The sequence below is a fragment of the Agrobacterium sp. 6Ca8 genome, from assembly GCF_055382765.1.
The window spans coordinates 1,930,255-1,950,879 of the sequence record NZ_AP026433.1; the positions used below are offsets into that span (position 1 = coordinate 1,930,255).

General features: G+C 58.8%; 21 protein-coding genes. 8 read left to right on the forward strand and 13 right to left on the reverse strand.

What is annotated here, in order from left to right; all coding sequences use genetic code 11:
- Both ACZ5A6_RS09645 and ACZ5A6_RS09650 read left to right on the forward strand, forming a co-directional pair.
- On the forward strand, positions 1–2,088 hold the full coding sequence (locus ACZ5A6_RS09645; protein WP_174061034.1) for a hypothetical protein: 2,088 nt from the start codon (positions 1–3) through the stop codon (positions 2,086–2,088).
- Positions 2,089–2,175: 87 nt separating this feature from the next.
- Positions 2,176–2,589, forward strand: coding sequence for a GNAT family N-acetyltransferase (locus ACZ5A6_RS09650; RefSeq protein WP_111796053.1), 414 nt, complete (start codon positions 2,176–2,178; stop codon positions 2,587–2,589).
- Between the two features lie 33 nt (positions 2,590–2,622).
- Here the strand turns inward: ACZ5A6_RS09650 and ACZ5A6_RS09655 are convergent, their stop codons facing one another.
- Both ACZ5A6_RS09655 and ACZ5A6_RS09660 read right to left on the reverse strand, forming a co-directional pair.
- On the reverse strand, positions 2,623–3,936 hold the full coding sequence (locus ACZ5A6_RS09655; protein WP_174061033.1) for an MFS transporter: 1,314 nt from the start codon (positions 3,934–3,936) through the stop codon (positions 2,623–2,625).
- 241 nt (positions 3,937–4,177) lie between these two features.
- Entirely contained in the window at positions 4,178–4,747 is a 570-nt protein-coding gene (locus tag ACZ5A6_RS09660) for a GNAT family N-acetyltransferase (RefSeq protein WP_112290404.1), read from the reverse strand.
- Positions 4,748–5,043: 296 nt separating this feature from the next.
- Between ACZ5A6_RS09660 and ACZ5A6_RS09665 the strand changes: the two genes are divergently transcribed.
- On the forward strand, positions 5,044–6,036 hold the full coding sequence (locus ACZ5A6_RS09665) for a glutathione S-transferase family protein (RefSeq protein WP_174061032.1): 993 nt from the start codon (positions 5,044–5,046) through the stop codon (positions 6,034–6,036).
- Between the two features lie 17 nt (positions 6,037–6,053).
- Here the strand turns inward: ACZ5A6_RS09665 and ACZ5A6_RS09670 are convergent, their stop codons facing one another.
- Positions 6,054–6,545, reverse strand: a complete 492-nt coding sequence (locus ACZ5A6_RS09670; RefSeq protein ID WP_003513554.1) for an NUDIX domain-containing protein — start codon at positions 6,543–6,545, stop codon at positions 6,054–6,056.
- A gap of 66 nt (positions 6,546–6,611) precedes the next feature.
- Between ACZ5A6_RS09670 and ACZ5A6_RS09675 the strand changes: the two genes are divergently transcribed.
- Positions 6,612–7,562 (forward strand): metallophosphoesterase family protein, encoded by a 951-nt coding sequence (locus ACZ5A6_RS09675; protein ID WP_174061031.1) that lies wholly within the window; start codon positions 6,612–6,614, stop codon positions 7,560–7,562.
- A 209-nt stretch (positions 7,563–7,771) separates the two neighbouring features.
- Here the strand turns inward: ACZ5A6_RS09675 and leuA are convergent, their stop codons facing one another.
- From leuA to ACZ5A6_RS09695, 4 genes are all read right to left on the reverse strand, one after another.
- Positions 7,772–9,481 (reverse strand): 2-isopropylmalate synthase, encoded by a 1,710-nt coding sequence (gene leuA, locus ACZ5A6_RS09680; protein ID WP_003513556.1) that lies wholly within the window; start codon positions 9,479–9,481, stop codon positions 7,772–7,774.
- Between the two features lie 299 nt (positions 9,482–9,780).
- Positions 9,781–10,968, reverse strand: coding sequence for a benzoate/H(+) symporter BenE family transporter (locus tag ACZ5A6_RS09685; RefSeq protein ID WP_174061143.1), 1,188 nt, complete (start codon positions 10,966–10,968; stop codon positions 9,781–9,783).
- An 88-nt stretch (positions 10,969–11,056) separates the two neighbouring features.
- Positions 11,057–11,701, reverse strand: a complete 645-nt coding sequence (locus ACZ5A6_RS09690; protein WP_174061030.1) for an NrsF family protein — start codon at positions 11,699–11,701, stop codon at positions 11,057–11,059.
- The gene (locus ACZ5A6_RS09695) at positions 11,698–12,213 is read right to left on the reverse strand and encodes a sigma-70 family RNA polymerase sigma factor (RefSeq protein ID WP_003513560.1); all 516 of its coding nucleotides are present in this window, start codon (positions 12,211–12,213) and stop codon (positions 11,698–11,700) included. The genes ACZ5A6_RS09690 and ACZ5A6_RS09695 overlap by 4 nt, the downstream gene beginning before the upstream one ends.
- Before the next feature lie 218 nt (positions 12,214–12,431).
- On the opposite strand from ACZ5A6_RS09695, the gene ACZ5A6_RS09700 reads away from it, so the two are divergent.
- Complete coding sequence (locus tag ACZ5A6_RS09700; protein WP_025594191.1) at positions 12,432–12,680, forward strand: pentapeptide MXKDX repeat protein; 249 nt, start codon at positions 12,432–12,434, stop codon at positions 12,678–12,680.
- 116 nt (positions 12,681–12,796) lie between these two features.
- On the opposite strand, the gene ACZ5A6_RS09705 is transcribed toward ACZ5A6_RS09700, so the two are convergent.
- Positions 12,797–13,378, reverse strand: a complete 582-nt coding sequence (locus ACZ5A6_RS09705) for an ATP-dependent Clp protease proteolytic subunit (protein WP_003513567.1) — start codon at positions 13,376–13,378, stop codon at positions 12,797–12,799.
- A 233-nt stretch (positions 13,379–13,611) separates the two neighbouring features.
- Here ACZ5A6_RS09705 and ACZ5A6_RS09710 point away from each other — a divergent pair, with 233 nt between their 5' ends.
- Positions 13,612–14,202 (forward strand): HupE/UreJ family protein, encoded by a 591-nt coding sequence (locus tag ACZ5A6_RS09710; protein ID WP_003513569.1) that lies wholly within the window; start codon positions 13,612–13,614, stop codon positions 14,200–14,202.
- A 100-nt stretch (positions 14,203–14,302) separates the two neighbouring features.
- On the forward strand, positions 14,303–15,058 hold the full coding sequence (locus tag ACZ5A6_RS09715; protein ID WP_174061029.1) for a DUF2076 domain-containing protein: 756 nt from the start codon (positions 14,303–14,305) through the stop codon (positions 15,056–15,058).
- A 25-nt stretch (positions 15,059–15,083) separates the two neighbouring features.
- On the opposite strand, the gene queF is transcribed toward ACZ5A6_RS09715, so the two are convergent.
- From queF to ACZ5A6_RS09735, 4 genes are all read right to left on the reverse strand, one after another.
- Positions 15,084–15,548 carry a preQ(1) synthase gene (gene queF / locus ACZ5A6_RS09720; RefSeq protein WP_013636627.1) on the reverse strand — a complete coding sequence of 155 codons (465 nt, stop codon included), beginning with the start codon at positions 15,546–15,548 and terminating at the stop codon, positions 15,084–15,086.
- Positions 15,549–15,565: 17 nt separating this feature from the next.
- Positions 15,566–16,468, reverse strand: a complete 903-nt coding sequence (locus tag ACZ5A6_RS09725; RefSeq protein ID WP_003513576.1) for a cation diffusion facilitator family transporter — start codon at positions 16,466–16,468, stop codon at positions 15,566–15,568.
- A 156-nt stretch (positions 16,469–16,624) separates the two neighbouring features.
- On the reverse strand, positions 16,625–17,053 hold the full coding sequence (locus ACZ5A6_RS09730) for a glyoxalase superfamily protein (protein ID WP_174061028.1): 429 nt from the start codon (positions 17,051–17,053) through the stop codon (positions 16,625–16,627).
- A gap of 69 nt (positions 17,054–17,122) precedes the next feature.
- The gene (locus ACZ5A6_RS09735; protein WP_174061027.1) at positions 17,123–18,229 is read right to left on the reverse strand and encodes a branched-chain amino acid ABC transporter substrate-binding protein; all 1,107 of its coding nucleotides are present in this window, start codon (positions 18,227–18,229) and stop codon (positions 17,123–17,125) included.
- A gap of 287 nt (positions 18,230–18,516) precedes the next feature.
- Here ACZ5A6_RS09735 and ACZ5A6_RS09740 point away from each other — a divergent pair, with 287 nt between their 5' ends.
- Positions 18,517–19,692 (forward strand): DUF3095 domain-containing protein, encoded by a 1,176-nt coding sequence (locus ACZ5A6_RS09740; protein WP_065702294.1) that lies wholly within the window; start codon positions 18,517–18,519, stop codon positions 19,690–19,692.
- A gap of 119 nt (positions 19,693–19,811) precedes the next feature.
- Here ACZ5A6_RS09740 and ACZ5A6_RS09745 read toward each other — a convergent pair whose 3' ends face one another.
- A complete protein-coding gene (locus ACZ5A6_RS09745) occupies positions 19,812–20,135 on the reverse strand; it encodes an ArsR/SmtB family transcription factor (protein WP_003513586.1) in 324 nt (107 codons plus the stop codon).
- Positions 20,136–20,625: the final 490 nt, after the last annotated feature.

Genomic DNA, 20,625 nt, shown 5'->3' on the forward strand with positions numbered 1-20,625 from the left:
ATGACATTGACATTCGCCCCCTTCCTGCCGTGGATCGTGATTGCCGTTCTGGCCGTCGCCGCCCTTCTCCTCTCCTTCATCGGCCTGTGGCGCGGCGTGCGCGGCGCATGGCTGCGCGGGCTGGCGCTTGTCGCCCTGCTTGCCGCCATCGCCAATCCGCTTTTGACGCAGGAGGAACGCGAGCCTCTCTCCACAATCGTCCCCGTTATCGTCGATCGATCGCAGAGCCAGGACGTGCAGGACCGACCGCAGATGACGGATACGGCGCTTGCCGCGCTGAGAGACCGGCTGTCGCGCTTCCCGCGCATCGAACCGCGCATCGTGGAAGTGCGTGATGATGGTGAGAGCGATTCACCTTCGACGCAGCTTTTCTCGGCCCTCTCCTCCGCCGTCTCGGATGTTTCACCCTCCCGCGTCGGCGGTGCGATTTTCCTCAGCGATGGCCAGATCCACGATATTCCGAATGCTCTGCCCAATGCCGAACAGGCGCTTGGTTTCCGCGCTCCCCTCCACGGGCTGATCACCGGCAAGGCCGATGAATTCGACCGCCGTATCGAGATAGTCCGCGCGCCCCGCTTTGGCATCGTCAACGAGGAACAGCAACTGACGCTGCGCGTCTTCGATGATGGCCGTGCAGCCGCAGGCGGTGGCTCGGCGGAAGTAACCGTGAAGATGAACGGCGAAGAAATCGCCACCTTGCAGGCCACACCCGGCCAGCCGACACCCTTCACTTTCAAGGTTCCGCGCGGCGGCAACAATATCATGGAATTTTCCGTCGCCGAGCTTCCCGGCGAAGTGACGGCCGCGAACAACCGTGCGGTTCACCTGATCGAAGGCATCCGCCAGAACCTTCGCGTGCTGCTGGTCTCCGGCGAGCCGCATGCGGGCGAGCGCGCCTGGCGCAACCTCCTGAAATCCGACGCCTCGGTTGATCTGGTGCATTTCACCATTCTGCGCCCGCCGGAAAAACAGGACGGTACGCCGATCAACGAGCTGTCGCTGATCGCATTCCCCACACGCGAATTGTTCGTGGAAAAGATCGAGGATTTCGACCTCATTATCTTTGACCGCTACCAACATCGCGGCGTGCTGCCGATCCTCTATTACGATTACATCGCGCAATATGTCGAAAAGGGCGGCGCGCTCTTGATCGCAGCCGGCCCGGAACATGCCGGTCAGGATTCGATCGCCATGACGCCGCTTGCATCCGTGCTGCCGGCCCAGCCGACAGGCCAGGTGCATCAGTCCGCCTTTTATCCCCGCCTCTCGGAAGCGGGCAAGAAACACCCCGTTACCCGTGGGCTGGAAGGGTCGGGCGATGAGCCGCCGCACTGGGGCCGCTGGTTCCGCACCGTCAGCGTCGAGCCGCCGCAGGGCCAGACCGTGATGCTGGGTGACGGGCAGGACCCGCTGCTGGTGCTGAACCGCCAAGGTGAAGGCCGTGTCGCCATGCTGCTTTCCGATCAAGGCTGGCTTTGGGCGCGTGGCTACGAAGGCGGCGGCCCGCATGTGGCACTTTACCGGCGTATCGCCCACTGGCTGATGAAGGAACCGGAGCTTGAGGAAGAGGCGCTGACGGCGCGCGCCAACGGCCGCACATTGCAAATTACCCGCCAGACCATCGGCGACGACCCCGGTCAGGCAAGCGTGCATTTCCCCTCGGGCAAAACCGAAAACATTGCCTTCAACAATACCGAGCCCGGTCTCTACAAGATCGAGCGTCGCATGGACGAGACCGGCCTGTTCGAAATCAAGAACGGCGATTTCACTACGCTCGTCCATGTCGGCGCGGTGGATGCGCCGGAATTCAAGGCAATGATTTCGACAACCGAAACGCTGAAGCCGCTTGCCGACGCCACCAAGGGCAGCGTGCACCGTGTCGCCGACAATTCGGGTCGCGTGGCACTGCCCGATATACTGCCTGTCAGAGGCGATATCAGGGTTGCCGATGAGGATCGCATGCTGATACGCATGACCGACGAGACGGTGCTGAAAGGTGTCAATACCCTACCGCTGTTTGCCGGTTTTGCCGGGCTTGCCGCCCTGCTCCTTGCTTTCTCCGCGCTCTGGTGGCGTGAGGGCCGGTAGGAACTTTCCGGTGGAAGCTCAGGCGCTTTCACGTCTCGCAGTGGAAACGAGAAACGGCCGCCGCTCGGCGACCTGGGAAAGATAATCATGAATTTCGTTTTGAGCGACATCGCGGATGCAGAAGCTGAAAAGGCCATCCGCGATCCCCTGGTGGCCTATAATCTCGCCCGTTTTGGCGAAAGCGACAAACGCGAACTCATCATCACCATCCGCGACGATGAGAACACCGTCACCGGCGGTCTTGTCGGCTATACCGGCCGCGGCTGGCTTTATGTGCAGCTTCTCTTCATCCCCGAGGCCTTACGCGGTCAGGGCACAGGCGCGAAGCTTCTCGGCATGGCGGAAGAGGAAGCGAAAAAGCGCGGCTGCATGGGCGCTTATATCGACACGATGAACCCGGATGCGCTGAGGCTTTATGAGCGCTGCGGTTTCACCAAGATCGGCTCGCTTGCCCCGCTCTCCAGCGGCCAGGCGATCACATGGCTTGAAAAGCGTTTCTAATCCGTTCGAGAGAAAGCGGTTGGCGCAGCAGTGTCAGGAGAGCGCCACCCGCCGCGTTTCCGCGTTGATCATCGTTGCGGCAATCGCAGCCAGCACCAGCAGCCCGGCGAAAATGCCGATGGCGAAACCGAAGCCCTGCGCGATGGCATAACCCAGCAACGACGGCGCCAGAAGGCCGCCCAGCCTTGCCATGGCGCCCGCAGCCCCCATGCCGGTCGCACGCGATTCCGTCGGGTACAATTCGGGCGTGAAGGCATAAAGCGCACCCCAGGTGCCGAGCAGCGCAAAGCTCATGATCAGAAGCGACGTGGCGATCATTGCGCCGCCTGTAGCGAGCGTGAAGAGCAGGCAACCGAGGGCAGACAGCAGGCAGAAACCGATCAGCGTCGGCTTGCGGCCCCATTTTTCAACGCCATAGGCGGCAAGCGCATAACCGGGGATCTGCGCCAGTGCCACCAGTACGAGGAAACCATAACCGCGCACGAAGCCGAAACCGTCTCCCGCCAGTTTTGCCGGCATCCATGTGAAGACGCCATAATAGGAAACGGAGACAAGGAACCAGATGGCAAGGATCATGATGCTGCGCTGTCTGAGCGCCGGCGAAAATATCCCCTGCCCTTTTGAAACCTCCGGCTGAAAAAACCCTGTCCCTGCATCGAGTGGCGCGCGGCCGTTTACCACCAGCATGCGGTTGACGATGACCTTGGCTTCGTCCGATCGGCCTCTTCGCACGAGGTAAAGCGGCGATTCGGGCACCATGAACCGTAAACCCAGACCCACAACGGCTGGGAAAGCCGTAACCGCGAAAATATAACGCCAGGCATCGGCAACACCGGCAAGGCTGGCGCCCCACGCTGCAAGCGCCACGATCAAGGTTCCGATGGCCCAGAAGCCTTCCAGCATGACCAGCCAGCGGCCCCGGTTCTTTGCAGGCAGGAATTCCGCCATCATCGCATAATCCACCGGCAGGGTGCCGCCGACAGCCGCACCCGTCAAAAAACGCAGGACAAGAAGAATGGCAAAGTTCGGAGCAAAGACGGAAAGCACACCGAACACGGCATCGCAGGCCACGGTGACGATCAACACACGGCGGCGACCGTAACGGTCCGCCAGACGCCCGAAACCGGCAGCACCTAAAAGCATGCCAAAGAAGAAGGCCGTTCCAGTTTGAAGGGCCTGCGGAACAGTCAGGCCAAACGTTAGGGCAATCGAGGCGGCGGTGAAGCCGACCGCCAGCACCTGCATGGCATCCGCTGCCCAGACGAGGCCGAAAATACCCATCAACCTCCGCTGATAGGCGCCCGCACCTGCGCGTTCCAGCGCATCGTTCATTGTAATTGCCGTCATATGCTCGCCCCCGTGCCGAAATCGACTATCGAGTGCTATCGCATAGGGGAAAGAAACGGAATTGAATTTTGCGAAGTACGATGCATGGTTTCAAGGCAGAACACCATCACGTCATCTTTAGCGAAATAACCGGCCAGTATATGGGCGACTCAACGCCCCGTCCCTCATCAAGTCAGTCGTATTTGATGAGGGAAAAAGTGCGCACTGGTGAAGGGCGGGAAATCCGACGTAAAGAAATCCGTCAGCCGTAAACCCGAAGAGGCTCTTCGAAGCCGTCGTCTTCCGCCTGGGCTGCAGGCATGGCGGCATCGCATTTGCGCCAGCCGATCTTGCCCTTCAGCCGCTGGTGCACGTCGTCACCAACAGGCACGACCAGCACCCGGTTCGGATCCACCGGGCCTGGAAAATCAAGCGCGGCGTAGGCGACCTTTTCGAAACCGAGCGGCATGTAATAGGGCGGATCGCCGATCAGAATGACGGCCTCCGAACCCTTCCGCCGGGCGGCAGCGATGGCAATCCGGACGAGTTCACGACCGATGCCCATGTTCTTGTGCGAAGGCCGCACGGCAAGCGGGCCGAGCATATGGCCTTTCACCCCACCGGCCAGAACCGGCGTCATGCGCACCGAAGCGATCGTCTCGCCATCATCGGCGCAGACGAAGGACAGCGACCGGTCATGCGGACCCTGCTCGCGAATACGCGCGGCGGCACGGGTGTGCCGACCGGGGCCGAATGCTTCTTCGTTGATGATTTCGATGATGGCGTCGTGCGACGCGTCCTCGGTGAGGTAGACAAGATCGTGCTTGGACATGAAGAGACCGAAACTTCCAAAATGCGGATGCGACAATAGATGACGGCTGCGCCGGTAAAGGCGTTCAGGAGCGTCAGCGTCGTCGGAGCATCCGTGTTTCGATCATAATCTACGATTTCCTCAGATTTGTGAAAATCGCAATTATCAGGAAAATTCCCACCCGTCCAGAACAAATCTCGGCACTATCCCATTCAGCCCATGCGAGACCGGAAACGCATTGTTCAATGCGCCACGGGTTCGCGGCACCGCGCTAAACGGTTAGGATTGCGGTCAAGGAAACAATCAAGGAGATCATCATGGGCATGCTGGTGGAAGGCGTATGGAAAGACGTCTGGTACGACACCAAGGAAACCAAGGGGCACTTCAAGCGCAGCGCCTCGCAATTTCGCAACTGGGTAACGGTGGATGGCGCGCCCGGGCCTTCCGGCGAAGGTGGCTTCAAGGCCGAGAAGGATCGCTACCACCTCTATGTGTCGCTCGCCTGTCCCTGGGCGCATCGCACCCTGATTTTCCGTAAACTGAAAAAGCTGGAAGACCTGATTTCCGTCTCCGTCGTCGATCCGCTGATGCTGGAAAACGGCTGGGAGTTCAGACCGGAAGGCGAACGCACTCCGGGTGCAACCGAGGACCACCTCTTCGGCTTCTCCACGCTGTGGCAGGTCTATACCAAAGCGGATGCCAACTATTCGGGACGGGTGACCGTGCCGGTACTGTGGGACAAAGAACGCGGCACCATCGTCTCCAATGAATCGGCCGAAATCATCCGCATGTTCAACGTGGCCTTCAACGACCTCACCGGATCGGCGGCGGATTATTATCCCGAAGCACTGCGCGCCGACATCGATGCGCTGAACGACGTTATCTACGACACCGTCAACAACGGCGTCTACAAGGCCGGTTTCGCCACCACCCAGGATGCTTATCAGCAAAATGCCGTGAAGGTGTTTGAAACGCTTGATATGCTGGAAGACCGGCTGAGGGACCGCCGTTTCCTGTTCGGTGCAGAACAGACGGAAGCAGACTGGCGTCTCTTCACCACGCTGGTGCGATTCGACCCTGTTTATGTCGGCCACTTCAAGTGCAACATCCGCCGCATTCACGATTACCCGCATCTCACGGGTTACCTCCGCGACCTCTACCAGACACCAGGCGTGCCGGACACAGTCGATATCCGCCACATCAAGGAACATTATTACCGCAGCCACCTCACCATCAACCCGACAGGTATCGTGCCCGTTGGCCCGGAACTGGACCTTACCATGGCCCATGGCCGTGAGACGCTTGCCTGACGGCAGAGACGCCGCCGCTACCAGTAGTCGGCAATCGCCGCTTTGCCGGAAAGTTCGGCAAGGCGGCGGCGGGTGGCCGGCGTCACATTTTCCGGCAGGTCCGAGAGATCGAAAAAACCGCTTTCGGTGATTTCATGATCCGGTTTTTTTGGCGTGGTCTGGGTGACCTGAAGCCGGTAGAGCGCCACATGATCGCGGTTGCTGCCTTCCAGATTGAGATAGACATGGACAAGCTCGGGGGTCGACGCAGCCTCGAGATTGCCTTCCTCGCGGATTTCCTTGTTGAGCGCCATCAGCAGCGTTTCGCCGCGTTCCACCCCGCCGCCGGGCAGATACCAGCCGGGCAGATAGGTATGCCGCACCAGAAAAATCCGACCCGCATCATCGAAGCAGAGCGCACGCACACCGAGGGTCGCACCGCGTGTGAACAGAAAAACGAAATGAAGCAGGCGGATAAGGATACGCGTGTGGAACGGACGGGCCTGCCGCTCGGTTCTCTCGTCATTCACCCTGGTTTCTCCTTGCCGGCAGGCTTTTATTGGACGTGCCGCATATCATAGGTTATCTCTGCCGCCATGTTCAAACTTGCGCATATTTCAGACGTCCATCTCGGGCCATTGCCAAAACTCACTTTCCGGGAACTTGCATCCAAGCGTATCACCGGTTTCGTCAACTGGCACCGCAACCGCCGCAAGCACCTTTTCACCGACACGCTGGAAAAGCTGCTCGATGATCTCGAAGCCAAATCGCCGGATCATCTGGCTATTACCGGCGATCTCGTCAATCTTGCGACAGGCATTGAAATTCGCGCCGCCGCCGACTGGCTGGAAGAAGTCGGCGACCCTGAAAAGATCTCGGTCGTTCCCGGCAATCATGACGCCTATGTTTCCGGCGCGCACGACAAGGCCATGCGCGCCTGGTATCCTTATGTGCGGGGCGATGGCGACCCGGCGGAATGGGACGATGACCGCAAGATTTTCCCCTACATGCGCGTGCGCGGTCCCGTCGCACTGATCGGCTGCTCCACCTCGATTGCAACGCCGCCCTTCTCGGCCACCGGCTATTTCGGCAACCGTCAAGCACGCGCAACCGCGGAACTCTTAAAAAAAGCCGGTGAACAGGGGCTGTTCCGCGTGGTGATGATCCATCACCCACCGATCCGCGGTGCGGCGGCTGCGCACAAGCGCATGTTCGGCATTCGCCGTTTCGCGGCAGCGCTTGGCGTCGGCGGCGCCGAGCTCGTGCTGCATGGCCACACCCATTTGAACACCGTATACTGGCTGAACACTCACCACGGGCAAGAGCACATCCCGGTCGCCGGCATCGCCTCCGCCAGCCAGGGACCGGGCGGCGAAAAACCGCGCGCGGCCTATAATCTCTTCCATATTTCCGGTGGCCCCGGCACCTGGAACGTCGCCTGCGAACGCCACAGCCTCAACGATACCGGAACGGGTATCGGGCTTGAAGATATCAGGGTATTTTATGAGAATGGTAGGCCGTTGGGGTTCTCGCGGCTGGGGCGATAAACTCCGGAGTGTTGAGGTTAGAGTCTGTGGCTCACCCCCCTCTGCCCTGCCGGGCATCTCCCCCACAAGGGGGGAGATCCGCAAGACGCTCTTTCGTCAATTCATTCTGAACGTTGAGATGGGCGAGACCGTACCTCAGGTCGATCTCCCCCTTGAGGGGGAGATGCCCGGCAGTGCAGAAGGGGGTAAACCCACCCTCAAGCCCCCACTTACCTAGCTCGCTCTTCCAGCACCCGATTGGCCGCCGAAACAATCGCCTCCAGCGAAGCGCCAACAATATTCGTATTCACCCCGGCGCCGAACAATTTTCCGCCCGGATGCTCCATCTCAACATAGGCAATGGCGGAAGCATTGGACCCATGTTGCAGCGAATGCTCGGAATAATCATTCACCGACAGATCGATGCCGAGATAGACCGACAGCGCATTGATGAAGCCGTCGATAGGACCGGTGCCCTTGCCCTCGATACGCTTCACCTCACCGTTATCGGTGATTTCGGCGGCGACAATGCGCACGCCCTTGAAATCGCCCGCCGGATAGGTGTGGTGATCGACGAACTTGATGCGCGCATTCGGCTGCGTCACGTAACGCTCCATGAAGCGCTCGTAGATGCGCTTGGCCGGCAGTTCCACGCCTTCTTCATCGGTGATGCGCTGGATGTCTTCGCGGAACTCCACCTGCAGGTTGCGCGGCAGGTTGATGCCGTAATCCTGCTGGAGAATATAGGCGATTCCGCCCTTGCCGGACTGCGAATTGATGCGGATGATCGCTTCGTAGGAGCGGCCGACATCCTTCGGATCGATCGGCAGATAGGGCACTTCCCATACCGGGTGATTGGCAACCTTGATCGCCTTCATACCCTTGTTGATCGCATCCTGATGCGAGCCGGAAAACGCCGTATAGACCAGTTCACCGACATAAGGGTGGCGCTCGGGGATCGTCATCTCGTTCGAATATTCGTAGACCGCCTTGATGCGCTCAATATCGCGGCAATCCAGCTCAGGATCGACGCCCTGCGTATACATGTTCAGCGCCAGCGTCACGACGTCGACATTGCCGGTGCGCTCGCCATTGCCGAACAGCGTGCCCTCGACGCGGTCCGCACCGGCCATCAGAGCCAGCTCCGTCGCAGCGATGCCAGTGCCGCGGTCGTTGTGCGGATGCAGCGAAATGATGACGTTTTCGCGATTGTCGATATTGCGGCACATCCATTCGATCTGGTCGGCATAGATGTTCGGTGTCGCCATTTCGACTGTGGAAGGCAGGTTCAGGATCAGCTTGTTATCCGCCGTCGGCTTCACCACCTCGACCACCGCGTTGCAGATTTCCAGCGCCACTTCCAGCTCGGTGCCGGTAAAGCTTTCCGGAGAATATTCGAAGCGGAAACCGCCGCCGGCCTTGGCCGCCATGTCGGTGATCATCTTGGCGGCATCGACGGCAATCTGCTTGATGCCGTGTACATCCTTGCCGAAAACCACGCGGCGCTGCAATTCCGAGGTGGAGTTGTAGAAGTGGATGATCGGCTTGTTGGCGCCTTCCAGCGCTTCGAAGGTGCGGGTGATCAGTTCCGGACGGCACTGCACCAGCACCTGCAGGGAAACATCCTCAGGCACATTGCCCTGCTCCACGCACCAGCGGGCAAAATCGAAGTCCGTCTGCGAAGCGGAAGGGAAACCGATCTCGATTTCCTTGAAGCCCATTTCGAGCAGCAGCTTGAACATGCGGGCCTTGCGGTCGTGGCCCATGGGGTTGACCAGCGACTGGTTGCCGTCACGCAGGTCCACCGAACACCAGATCGGTGCCTTGGTGATGGTCTTGCCCGGCCACGTGCGGTCAGGAATATTGATGGTCGGGTAAGGGCGATACTTGACGTTCGCGTCCGACATGCCTTTGGAAATATTGGTGATCTTTCCGTCCATTTCGCTTCCTCCTTGCGCATTCCGCGGGCTTCTCGAGCCATCGGCGGATGCGCGGCCCTCAAGGGCCTAAATCCAGTATAAAATGAGATTTCGAGATGAGGAGCGTTTGCGCCAGCGGGCTTTCGGCCGCCGGGCGCTCCTCACTGGACCCGGCAACCGCGTGTAAGGTCGAGGCTAAGAAGCGAGAGTGCACCGCACGGAGAGGCAATCGCAGAAATCTGCGCGCTCATGCCGGAAATGGTTGCGATGCTGTTGCTCATGGGCAAGCTTATAATCGGCGAAATATTTGGATGCAAGGGCTATTGTCTCTTCAATCCTTTTACGAAACCAGTCAAAGCCATCATCAACCCGCCACCGATCAGCCCCCAGAAGGCACCGGAGACACCGGCAAAGGAAAGGCCGGAGGCGGTGATGAGGAAGGTGATCGCCGCAGCCTCGCGTGTTTCCGGATCCTTGAAAGCCGCAACGGCAGAGCCGGAAAAGGCGCCCACCAGTGCAAGCCCCGCCACCGCCTGAATGAGGATAGGCGGCGCCAGTGCCACGAAAGCCGTGACCGCGCCCGCCAGCAGGCCGAAGACGATGTAGCCCACACCGCCGATGATCGCCGCCCAATAGCGCCGTTTCGGATCGGGATGGGCGTCCTCGCCAGCGCACATCGCCGCCGTAATCGCGGCAAGATTGACCGCATGGCCGCCGAAGGGTGCGGAAAGCAGTGAGAAGAAGCCGGTCGCCGCGAAAAGCGGTCCGGGCTGCGGATCGTAGTGATTGACCTTCAGCACTGCGATACCGGGAATATTCTGCGACGCCATGGTGACTATGAAGAGCGGCAGCGCGATGGAAATGACGGCGTGCAGGCTAAAGATGGGCGTCACCCACTCCATCGGAGGCGTCAGCGATTGCGCCACACGGTCAAGCGCCCCCGCCGGAATATCGACACCGAAGATCATCACCAGCACGAAAGCGGCAAGTGCCGCAGGCACGGCGAAAAGTCGTTTAAAGGCTCCCACCACGATCCAGGCAAGAATGATCGGCAATCCGAGCGCCGGGTTAAAGCCGATCGCCTTGATCGGCGCAAAACACAGGCCGATGATGACCCCGGAGAGCATGGCGTTGGCAAGTGGCGCTGGAATGGAGGCCACCGCCTTTCCGAGCGGCCGGAACAGGCCGGCAATGATGATCAATATGGCGCAGATGATGAACCCGCCCACGGCGGCCGGAAAACCGCCCTCGATCACGCCTGTGGTCGCCAGCAAGGCTGCACCAGGTGTCGACCATGCGATGCTTACAGGCATTCGCGTCGCGACTGAAAGCGCTATCGCGCAAACCCCCATCGCCACCGAAAGCGCCATCAGCCCAGACGCCGCCTCGAAATCCGTCGCACCCACGGCCTTCAGGCCCTGCAACACCACGGCGAAAGAACTGGCAAAGCCGACAAAGGCGGTCAGGCACCCCATGAACAGGCTCTGTACGGAAAAATCTTTCATCAACATGGCGGTTCCCGGATCTTCTGTTTCCCTTGAAGATCAAAAAACCCAACCGCTGGCAAGATGCCCGCAGGCTGAACAGGTACGCCTTTTACCAGCGCAGAAAACGCGAACCGGCAAAAGCGCCGATCAGGCCGGTGATGAAAATGCCAAGCGAATACCAGATCAGCACGAAAGCCATGCCGTTTTCGGTGCAGAACCAGGAATAAACCCAGGATCCGGCCGCACCCGCCGCAATGCCTGCCACAAAACCTGCCAGGGCTGGATCAGCCGGGGCTGAGCGTTTGAGAACTGAAAAATTCGCTAGGAATACCGGAAGCGCGAAAGCGACGATCAAAAACGGGCAATGCAGCGCGGACGACCCCAGAACAAGCGTCCTGTAATTGTCCGGAAAGGCAAACCCCAGCTGTACGAGCGCTATCGCCGCCATCACAACGAAAATCACCGCAAGCCAAACGAAAAGGCAGCCGCTGTTCCCCTCGGGGCGGGTAAGGCGGCCGACCGCGAAAAACGCAGTCAGGGCCAGCAGGGCGTTATAGGCGGACTTGATCCAGAAACCCAGCTCGGTCAAGGCGTTGTGCATGTCGACCCGCGGCCCGAGAATTGCAAGCATCAGCAACAGCGAAACGCCAAGGCCGGGCAGGACGGCCAGCGCCAGCCGGCGCTCCAGTGACAAGGCAGGCACGGGCTTGAGGCCGCTTGCCAGTTGTTCAATGATGTCTTCCGTCTTCCTCACGTTTCGCCTCGCAACTTTGCCGCCAGCATTTTAAGCGTCCTGTGAATGCCGACCCTCGCCGCAAGCTCGGTCTGGCCGGATTTTTGGGCCGCTTCGGCGATTGACTGACCCTCGAGTTTTACCCTGCGAATGAGGTCGCGTTGCCGCTGCGGCAACTCGTCGAGCAACCGTTCCACATCCATACGTGCCGTGACCTGATCGACGGACGATCCCGCTTCCAGCGTCTCATCAAGTTCCACTTCCGAAAGCTGGCGCGCACCCCTGCCCCTGTAGTGATCGATGAGTTTGTAGCGCGCTATCGAAAAGAACCAGGCGGTAAACGGCCTTGCTCGATCATAGGTCTCGCGTTTGGCGTGAAGCGACAACAGGGTTTCCTGAACGAGATCTTCCACATCCCCCCGTGAAGCGGCCCTCATGCGCCGGTCGAAATAGGCTGTCAGCAGCCTGCGTAGGGCATGGAGCAAATGCCTGTAAGCGCCCTCGTCCCCATCGAGGGAACGCAGCATCAGCATTTTTAATGTCTCTTCCGAAAGGCTGCCTGTCATCGTCACTATCGGGTTATTCGCAATCGGCGGGATATTGTTACATAATGGCGTGAAAAGAATCTCGCCCGAATATGATGTCACAAACGCGTGAGCGTGTAACGACACACGGGCCCCCACCGAATGGACAATCGTGAGCCCCGGTGCAACGCCGGCGGACATTTAATGACGTCCAGAGGAGATCTTTCATGACCCGCATTTTCACCGCCATCGCCACCGCTTCCATGCTGTCTGTTCTTTCTTTCGCAGGCATCGCCCATGCCGACGGCATGAAAACCGATATGACGAAAATGCACAACGACACCATGAAGACGCAGACGATGAAAAAAAGCGACATGTCCATGGCATCCAAAAAGGACTGCATGCACAAGGCTGACATGGAAATGAACAAGATGAAAAAAGCCGACATGATGAAGGCCTGCAACACGATGAAGTGATGCCGGCCGAACATTCAATGCACATGACCGGGAGCGGCACGTATCATCCGGACTGAATGAAAAAAGCCCGTGCCGGTTTCCACCGGCACGGGCTCTCTCAACTAAAAATCAAAACCTTAAACTTCCGACTGGCTCTCGACGATCTTGCCGACGAGGCCGTAGCCCTTGGCTTCTTCAGCGCCGAGCCAGTAATCGCGATCGATGTCCTTGGCGATCTTTTCTTCGCTCTGGCCGGTGGCCTTGGCGAAGATCTTGATCAGGCGCTGGTTCATCTTGATGATTTCGCGGGCCTGGATTTCGATGTCGGATGCCATGCCGCGCGTGCCGCCGGAGGGCTGGTGCAGCAGGAAGCGGGTGTTCGGCAGGCAAAGGCGACGTTCCTTCGGCACCGAAACATAGATCAGCGCGCCAGCGGAAGCGACCCAGCCCGTACCGATGATATAAACCTTCGGCTTGATGAACTTGATCATGTCATGGATCGAATCACCCGATTCGACATGGCCGCCCGGCGAATTGACGTAAACGCGAATGTCGTCGTCGCTGGCGGCGGCAAGTGCCACGAGCTGCGTGCAGACCTTCTGCGCCAGTTCCTGCGTGATGCCACCATAGATGAAGATCGAACGCGACTTGAAAAGATTCGCTTCCGTTTCCTTGCCGATCGGCAGTTCCTTGCTCTTGTCGTCTTCGTCTTCGTTCATCAGCGGCTCTCCAGCGTAATTCATGCATGCCCTTCGGACATAGTGCGACTTGTTACGTAAGGCAATGAGCAAAAAAGGCAAGGTTTGCGCCCCAACAATAAACATCGCCCCCGGCAGATGACGCATGGACAGCCTCTCCGGGTTCGCGGTATCGTCAGGTCCTAATTGCAGTGCCGCCGATTGCGGGAACCCCAAGATCCCCTTGCTGGCGGCGATAATCAAAAGAGGGAATCATGCTGAAAAGACTAAGCCTTGCTGCCGCAGCGCTCGGCGCCACCGCCCTGCCCGCTTTCGCCCATTTGAACCCGGAAGAACACGGCTCCTTCATGGCTGGCGTCTCCCACCCCTTCTTCGGTGCGGATCATATTCTGGCAATGGTTGCCGTCGGTCTCTGGGCATCGCAGATCGCCATGGCGCAGAATGACCGCAAGGCGCTGTGGATCGTGCCTGCCGCCTTCGTCGGCACCATGGCCATTGGTTTCCTGATGGCCGTTTATGGCATCGGCCTTCCGTTTGTCGAACCGGCTATCCTGGCCTCCGTCATCGGCCTCGGCCTGCTGGTCACGATTGCGGCAAAGCTGCCGACGGCAGCCGCAGCGGCCGTGGTCGGCGCTTTTGCCCTTTTCCACGGCCATGCCCATGGCGGTGAACTCGGCAGCGCCGGCGCCCTGCAATTCGGCATCGGTTTTATGATAGCAACCGCGATCCTGCATCTCGCAGGCATCGTGCTTGGCCTGCGCATTGCCCGTTTCGGCTCGGCCGCAAGCCGTACCGCCGGCGCGCTGACGGCGATAGCGGGCCTTTCGCTTGCCTTCGGCGGGTGACGATCATTACCGAAATTTAAAGTTTCGGCCGCTTTGAAAAGCCTGAATTTGGACCTACCTCCTTATCGTTGATTTCCGCTTCACGGTAAGGAGGCATCATATGTCACCGGAAGAAAGCCAACTTCTCAAGGCCCTGTTCGACAGGACAAAAGCCGCATCCGCCACTCCGCGCGACCGCGAGGCGGAAATATTGATCGCAGATGCCGTGCGCGATCAGCCCGCAGCCCCCTATTATCTCGCCCAGGCGGTGATTGTTCAGGAAAAGGGTCTGGAAGCGGCAGCAGCACACATCCAACAGCTCGAAGACCGCATCCATGCGCTGGAAAGCGGTAATGCGGCCCCGCAAGCAGCCGCACAGGGTGGTTTTCTGAGTTCGATCTTCGGCACCGGCCAACAGCAATCACCTGCTCCGGCGCCCGTCTCTCCACCGCCCCAGACATCATGGCGCAACGATACCGCAGGCCAGACAGCCGGTCCCTGGGGCTCACCAGCCGGCCGCGCACCTGATCAGCAGCCCGGTGGCCTCTGGAGCCAGCAACCCGCAGCAGCCGGACGCTCCGGCGGCGGTTTCCTGCAAGGTGCGCTCGGCGCTGCTGCAGGTGTTGCCGGCGGCATGCTCCTCGCCAATTCGCTGAGCGGTATTTTCGGCAACCACGCATCGTCGCTCGGCATTGGCTCGCCATTCGGCAGCGGCAATCCGCTGGGCAACAACGCACCGGTCGAAGAAACCGTCATCAACAACTACTACGGCGACAGTTCCTCCCAGCCGGACAATAGTAACGATGTCCAGCAGGCCGACTACGACGACAGCGCCGATGACGATTTCGATCAAGGCGACGACGGGTCGTTCGCCTGAACGTTTTCAACCGTGAAAAGCCGGATCAGCCGCGGCCGCGATAGGTCGGCACACCCTGATCCGGCAACCACACGCCCTCAGGCACCGGTCCGGTCTGCCAGAAAACGTCAATCGGAATACCGCCGCGCGGATACCAGTAAGCGCCGATGCGCAGCCATTTCGGCTGCAACAGCTCCACCAGCCGCCTGGCGATATAGACCGAGCAATCCTCGTGAAATGCGCCGTGGTTGCGGAAGGATTGCAGGAACAGCTTCAGCGACTTCGATTCCACCAGAAAATCACCGGCAATATAGTCGATGACGATATGGGCGAAATCCGGCTGTCCGGTCATCGGGCAAAGCGAGGTGAATTCGGGTGCTGTGAACCGCACCACGTAATCGGTACCGGCATTGCCGTTCGGCACCTTTTCGAGAATTGCCTTTTCCGGGCTCTCGGGCGTATCGACCTTCGCGCCCAGCTGCGACAGGCTGGAAACATCCGTCACGGACATGGAAAACTCCTGCTTATTCAAACGATCACTTTGACGCCATGCGCCTTTTCGCCTTCCGGCTCGACGTGAATGGCAAGGCTGGCACCCGGTATGACTTCCCTTATGGCATCTTCAAGGCGGTCGCAAATATCATGCGCCTCCCGCACCGTCATCGGGGCGGGAACAACGACGTGGAAATCGATGAAGGCGGCCGAACCGGCGCGGCGGGTTCTAAGATCATGCACGCCGATGATGCCGACGGAATTTTCGGCGATCGCCTTCTTGATCGCCTCGTCTTCTTCCGGTTCCACCGCCCGGTCCATCAACCCGCCGAGCGAATGCAAAATGACCTTCGATCCCTGGAACAGGATGTTGATGGCCACCAGAATGGCGAGCAGCGGATCGAGAATGGCGTAACCCGTCAGAAGCGCCAGAACCAGACCGACCAGAACCCCTGCGGACGTTACGACATCCGACATGATATGATGACCATCCGCCTTGAGGGCTGGTGAAGCGTATTTCCGGCCGACGCGGATGAGGATTGTCGCCCAGACGGCGTTTATGACGCCCGCTGACGCGTTGATGGCAAGACCGAGAACCGGCGCTTCCGGCAGCTTCGGGTTGAAGAGACCACCCCAGGCTTCCTGCACGATCAGAAGTGCGGCGACGACGATCAGCACGCCCTCGACGACAGCCGAGATATATTCCGCCTTGTGATGGCCGAACTGGTGATCGTCATCTGCGGGCTTCTGCGCATAACGGATGACGAAATAGGCAATGAAGGCCGCAACAACGTTGACGGTCGATTCCAGACCGTCCGACAGCAGCGCTACCGACCCTGTGACCCACCAAGCCACGAGCTTGAGGCCAAGCACGCCGAAAGAAAGTGGAATGCCCCAGAATGCGAGCTTCCTTACCAGTGCATTGCCTTCAGTGTTCATTTTTTGCCCCCGTGCGGATGCGAACGAATTGCAGAACTGACCGCCAAAACGCACGAACCGCGCGCACGGGGTCTCCGTGCACGCGGTTCGTTATTTGCGCTTCCTATCGTTCAAACCGCAGCCGAGGTCAAGACCCATGAGGTCACGTCGAAGACGTCACCCCTCGCTTTTCTGCTCACAGAAACGGATACGGTTGCCGAATGGATCGATGACTTCCATGACATCGCCCCAGGGCAATTCTTCGACACCAGGCTTCAGGAAGCGATAGTCTTTGCCGACCAGCTCTTTTTGGAAGGCATGAACGCCGTGCATGGTGGCGAAGATATTGGAGCCCGGCGTCGCGTCGCCATGATGGCCGCTGAGGTGAAGCCCCATTCCGGCCCGCGAAACCTGCATGTAGAGCGGGAAGTTTTCGCCGAAGCGGTGTTCCCAGTCGACCTTGAAACCGAGAAAATCAACATAGAATTCCCGCGCCTTGGCCTCATCGAAAATTCTGAGAATCGGGAATATCCGCGCAAAGCCAATGTGAGGAAGGTTTTCCCCACCCGCCGCGCTTGCATCCCGGGCGTCCCGGTCATTGCCCATTCTGCATGCCCCTTGTCAGGCGACGGAGATGGTACCGGCCGCAACGGATGCGGCCGGTACGCCTTATCCTTATTCGGCTGCGACGATCTTGCCGTCCTGCCACTTGTAGAGCGAGAAAGCCTGCGATGACAGGTCGCCACTCTCGCCATAGGTGACCTTGCCGATCGCCGTGGCAAAAGCGTCACCGCTCTTCAGAGCCGTGATGACCGCTTCGGAATCCTTTGCGCTTCCAGCCTTTTCGATGCCGGCCTTCAGCACTTCGACGGCAGCGTAAGCGTTAAGGGTGAAGGCTTCCGCAGGAATGTTGGCGGCCTTTAGAGCTTCGGCAGCAGCCTTGGAATCCGCATTCTTCAGGGCGTCGGAGGCGTTGGTGAAGATCGTGCCTTCACCAGCATTGGCACCGATGTTCCAGAACTCGCTGTTCGACAGGCCGTCACCGCCGATAACGGCAGCCTTGGCGCCGATATCGTTCAACTGACGCACCAGAAGACCGGCTTCCGGATGGTAACCGCCGAAATAGACGATATCGACATTTTCAGACTTGAGGCGGGCCGTCAGCGCGCCGAGATCCTTTTCGCCTGGTGTCAGCGCGTCATAGAGAACTTCGGTAACGCCACCGGCATTCAGCGTGGTCTTGAAGGCGTCCGCCAGACCCTTACCGTAAGCGCCCTTGTCGTGAATGATGGCGACCTTCTTGTCCTTAAGCTTGGCAAGAACGTATTTCGCCGCAACTTCTGCCTGCTGGTCGTCCCGACCGCAAGTGCGGAAAACATTGGCAAGGCCACGGTTCGTCAGGCCCGGCGAGGTCGCCGTGGGGGTGATCATCAGGACACCGTTTTCAGCAAACACGTCCGATGCCGGAATGGCAACGCCTGACGTGACCGGGCCGACGACGAAATGGATGCCTTCGGCAACCAGCTGGTTTGCGGCCGACACACCCTGCTTCGGCTCGCCACCATCGTCTGCAAGCTTCAGAACGACCTGCTCTCCGAGAATGCCGCCCTTCTTGTTGATTTCATTGACTGCCGTCTGGGCGCCGTTCTTGACCTGGTCGCCATAGGCGGCGACGGGACCGGTAAGCGGCGCAATCAGGCCGATGACGATTTCGGCATGGGCAAGCGGTGCGAATGCGAAGGACGCTGCAAGCGTCACGCTGGTCAATGTCTTCAGTTTCATCCTGGTGTCTCCTTGGAAATGGGGTCTCAGCCCCGATGAGCGCCTTGGGCGCCGACCGAATGAAACTTCGCGGACGCCTCCCGGCGAAAACCCGTTCCATTTTTGAATTCCGAGCCTTCATTTCAACTCATACGGAAGGTTTGATGGCTTATGCAAGTCACCTTTGCTGGATAAGGTCTATTCGCGGTAAATCTATCGTCAGCCCAGCCTCGATCGTGTCATCGAAACGGGCGAGCGCAACGGCGTAAACGCTTGGCGTTTGGTCGCCGCAGGAGGATAATGGCGGCATGATAACAGCAGATGACGAATTTCTGACGGGTCTGCCCGTCTTCCGACATTTCGAGGACGTGGCCGACCCGGCGCTTTATCGCGCCCTGCCGCCGGGATGGGCGCTGGCCATTGCCGATATCATCGATTCGACAGGGGCGATCGGCACCGGCAGATATAAGTCCGTCAACATGGCGGGCGCTGCGGTCATCTCAGGCATATCGAACAGCCTCGGGCGTCACGACCTGCCCTTCGTGTTCGGTGGCGATGGAGCCGCCGTTGCGGTGCCACCGAACGGGATACCCCTTGCGCGCACCGCCCTTTCGAACGTGCAGCGCTGGGTGAAGGACGATCTCGACCTTTCGATGCGTGTGGCGCTTGTTCCGGTGGAGGACATACGCAACAACGGTTTCGATGTGCGCGTCGCGCGCTTTCAGGCAAGCGAGGATGTTTCCTACGCCATGTTTTCGGGCGGTGGCAACAGCTGGGCCGAGGCGCGGATGAAGGAGGGGCAATATGCCCTGCCTACGGTTGCGACAGGCGGGCGGCCGGACCTGACCGGCCTTTCGTGCCGCTGGAACCCCATTCCGGCAACCCATGGCAAGGTGGTGTCGATCATCGCCATGCCGGGACCCTCACTGGATATGCCGGCATTCCGCCAGCTGGTCATCGATCTCGTCGATCTGGCCACGCAGGACGCAAGACAAGGCCACCCCGTACCGGAGGATGGGCCGAAACTGGGCTTCGTGCGGGAAGGCCTCGGTCTGGAAGCCAGGGCAGGTGCGGCCTATCACGATAGCTGGGGCAAGGTGCGCCGTTCGCTGCGCATTCTCGGCGAGAGCTTCCTCGTGAATTTCCTAGGCATGACGGGATTGTCGCTCGGACGGTTTAATGCGGATCGCTATCGGCGCTCGGTTGCCAGCAACACCGATTTCCGGAAATTCGACGATGGCCTGAAAATGACGGTTGATATCGACGCCGAGAGGCTCGAAAAAATCCGTGCGCGGCTGGAGCTGGGGCGCCTTTCCGGCACCTGCTATTTCGGCTTGCACGAGCAGGACGCCGCATTGATGACCTGTATCGTGCCCTCCCCGCTTTCGAAGGACCATATGCATTTCGTCGATGGTGCCGACGGTGGATATGCGGCTGCGGCAAGCCGCCTAAAGCAACAGATACAGGCTGCGTCTTCGCCCTAAGTGGCGCGGGCGACTTTTCACCGCATTACATGCGAGCCAGACGCCAAAAAAAGAAAAAACCGGCGTCATGCGCCGGTTTCAACGGAATGGCACCGCCGGGCCGTGGGATGGCCGTTAGATCAAGCGGCAGCAGTCTTGCTGCTCTTCTGCACCTGGCAATAAATCTCCTCGAGGGAAGCGAGGATTTTTTTGACGGATTCGGAATTGCTGGAATAATAGATGGTCTGAGCATCCCGTCTTGTTTTCACCAGCCGCTGGGCACGCAATTTCGAAAGATGTTGCGAGAGCGCGGACTGGCTGAGACCAACTTGGGAGGCGAGAACACCGACCGGCACTTCCGTATCCACCAGCGTGCACAAGATCATCAGGCGCTTGGGATTTGCCATCGCTGAGAGCAAGTCTGCAGCGGCGATGCTATGTTCCGACAGAGATTGGTTATCCATACGCTCAAGTCTCCTGATGACAGTCGGAAAGACCGTCATGGTGGCTATTATAGGTGGTCCAAAAGGTGTTTTTTATAATTCAGTCGATACGTTGTATATACCTAAATCTTGCTTATATCGTGTCCCCCTCCAAGACTATTCTTCATTGATCATTTACCTGGACATCTTGATCAAATTTTCAGACTTTCGCCTGTTTTTCGTCATTTTAGCAACAAACTGCTACATTCTCAGTAGTATTTGGAGCAAAAAACAATCAAAAATTGAGCACACAAATCTTGTCTTCCAATGTCTGGCTTCGTGACCACTACCTTACACCACCTTAAATTTAGCAAGGAGGTACAGAATCTAGTTTTACTTTGCGCAATTTTCTCAAAGTTTGCAATATGCTTTTTATTCGTAATTATTTTAATGCATAACTTATAATGTCTTGGGTATTCTTTTTCTTTATACCAGCATTAGGTAATACAAAAAGGCCTTCCGGGGAGGAAGG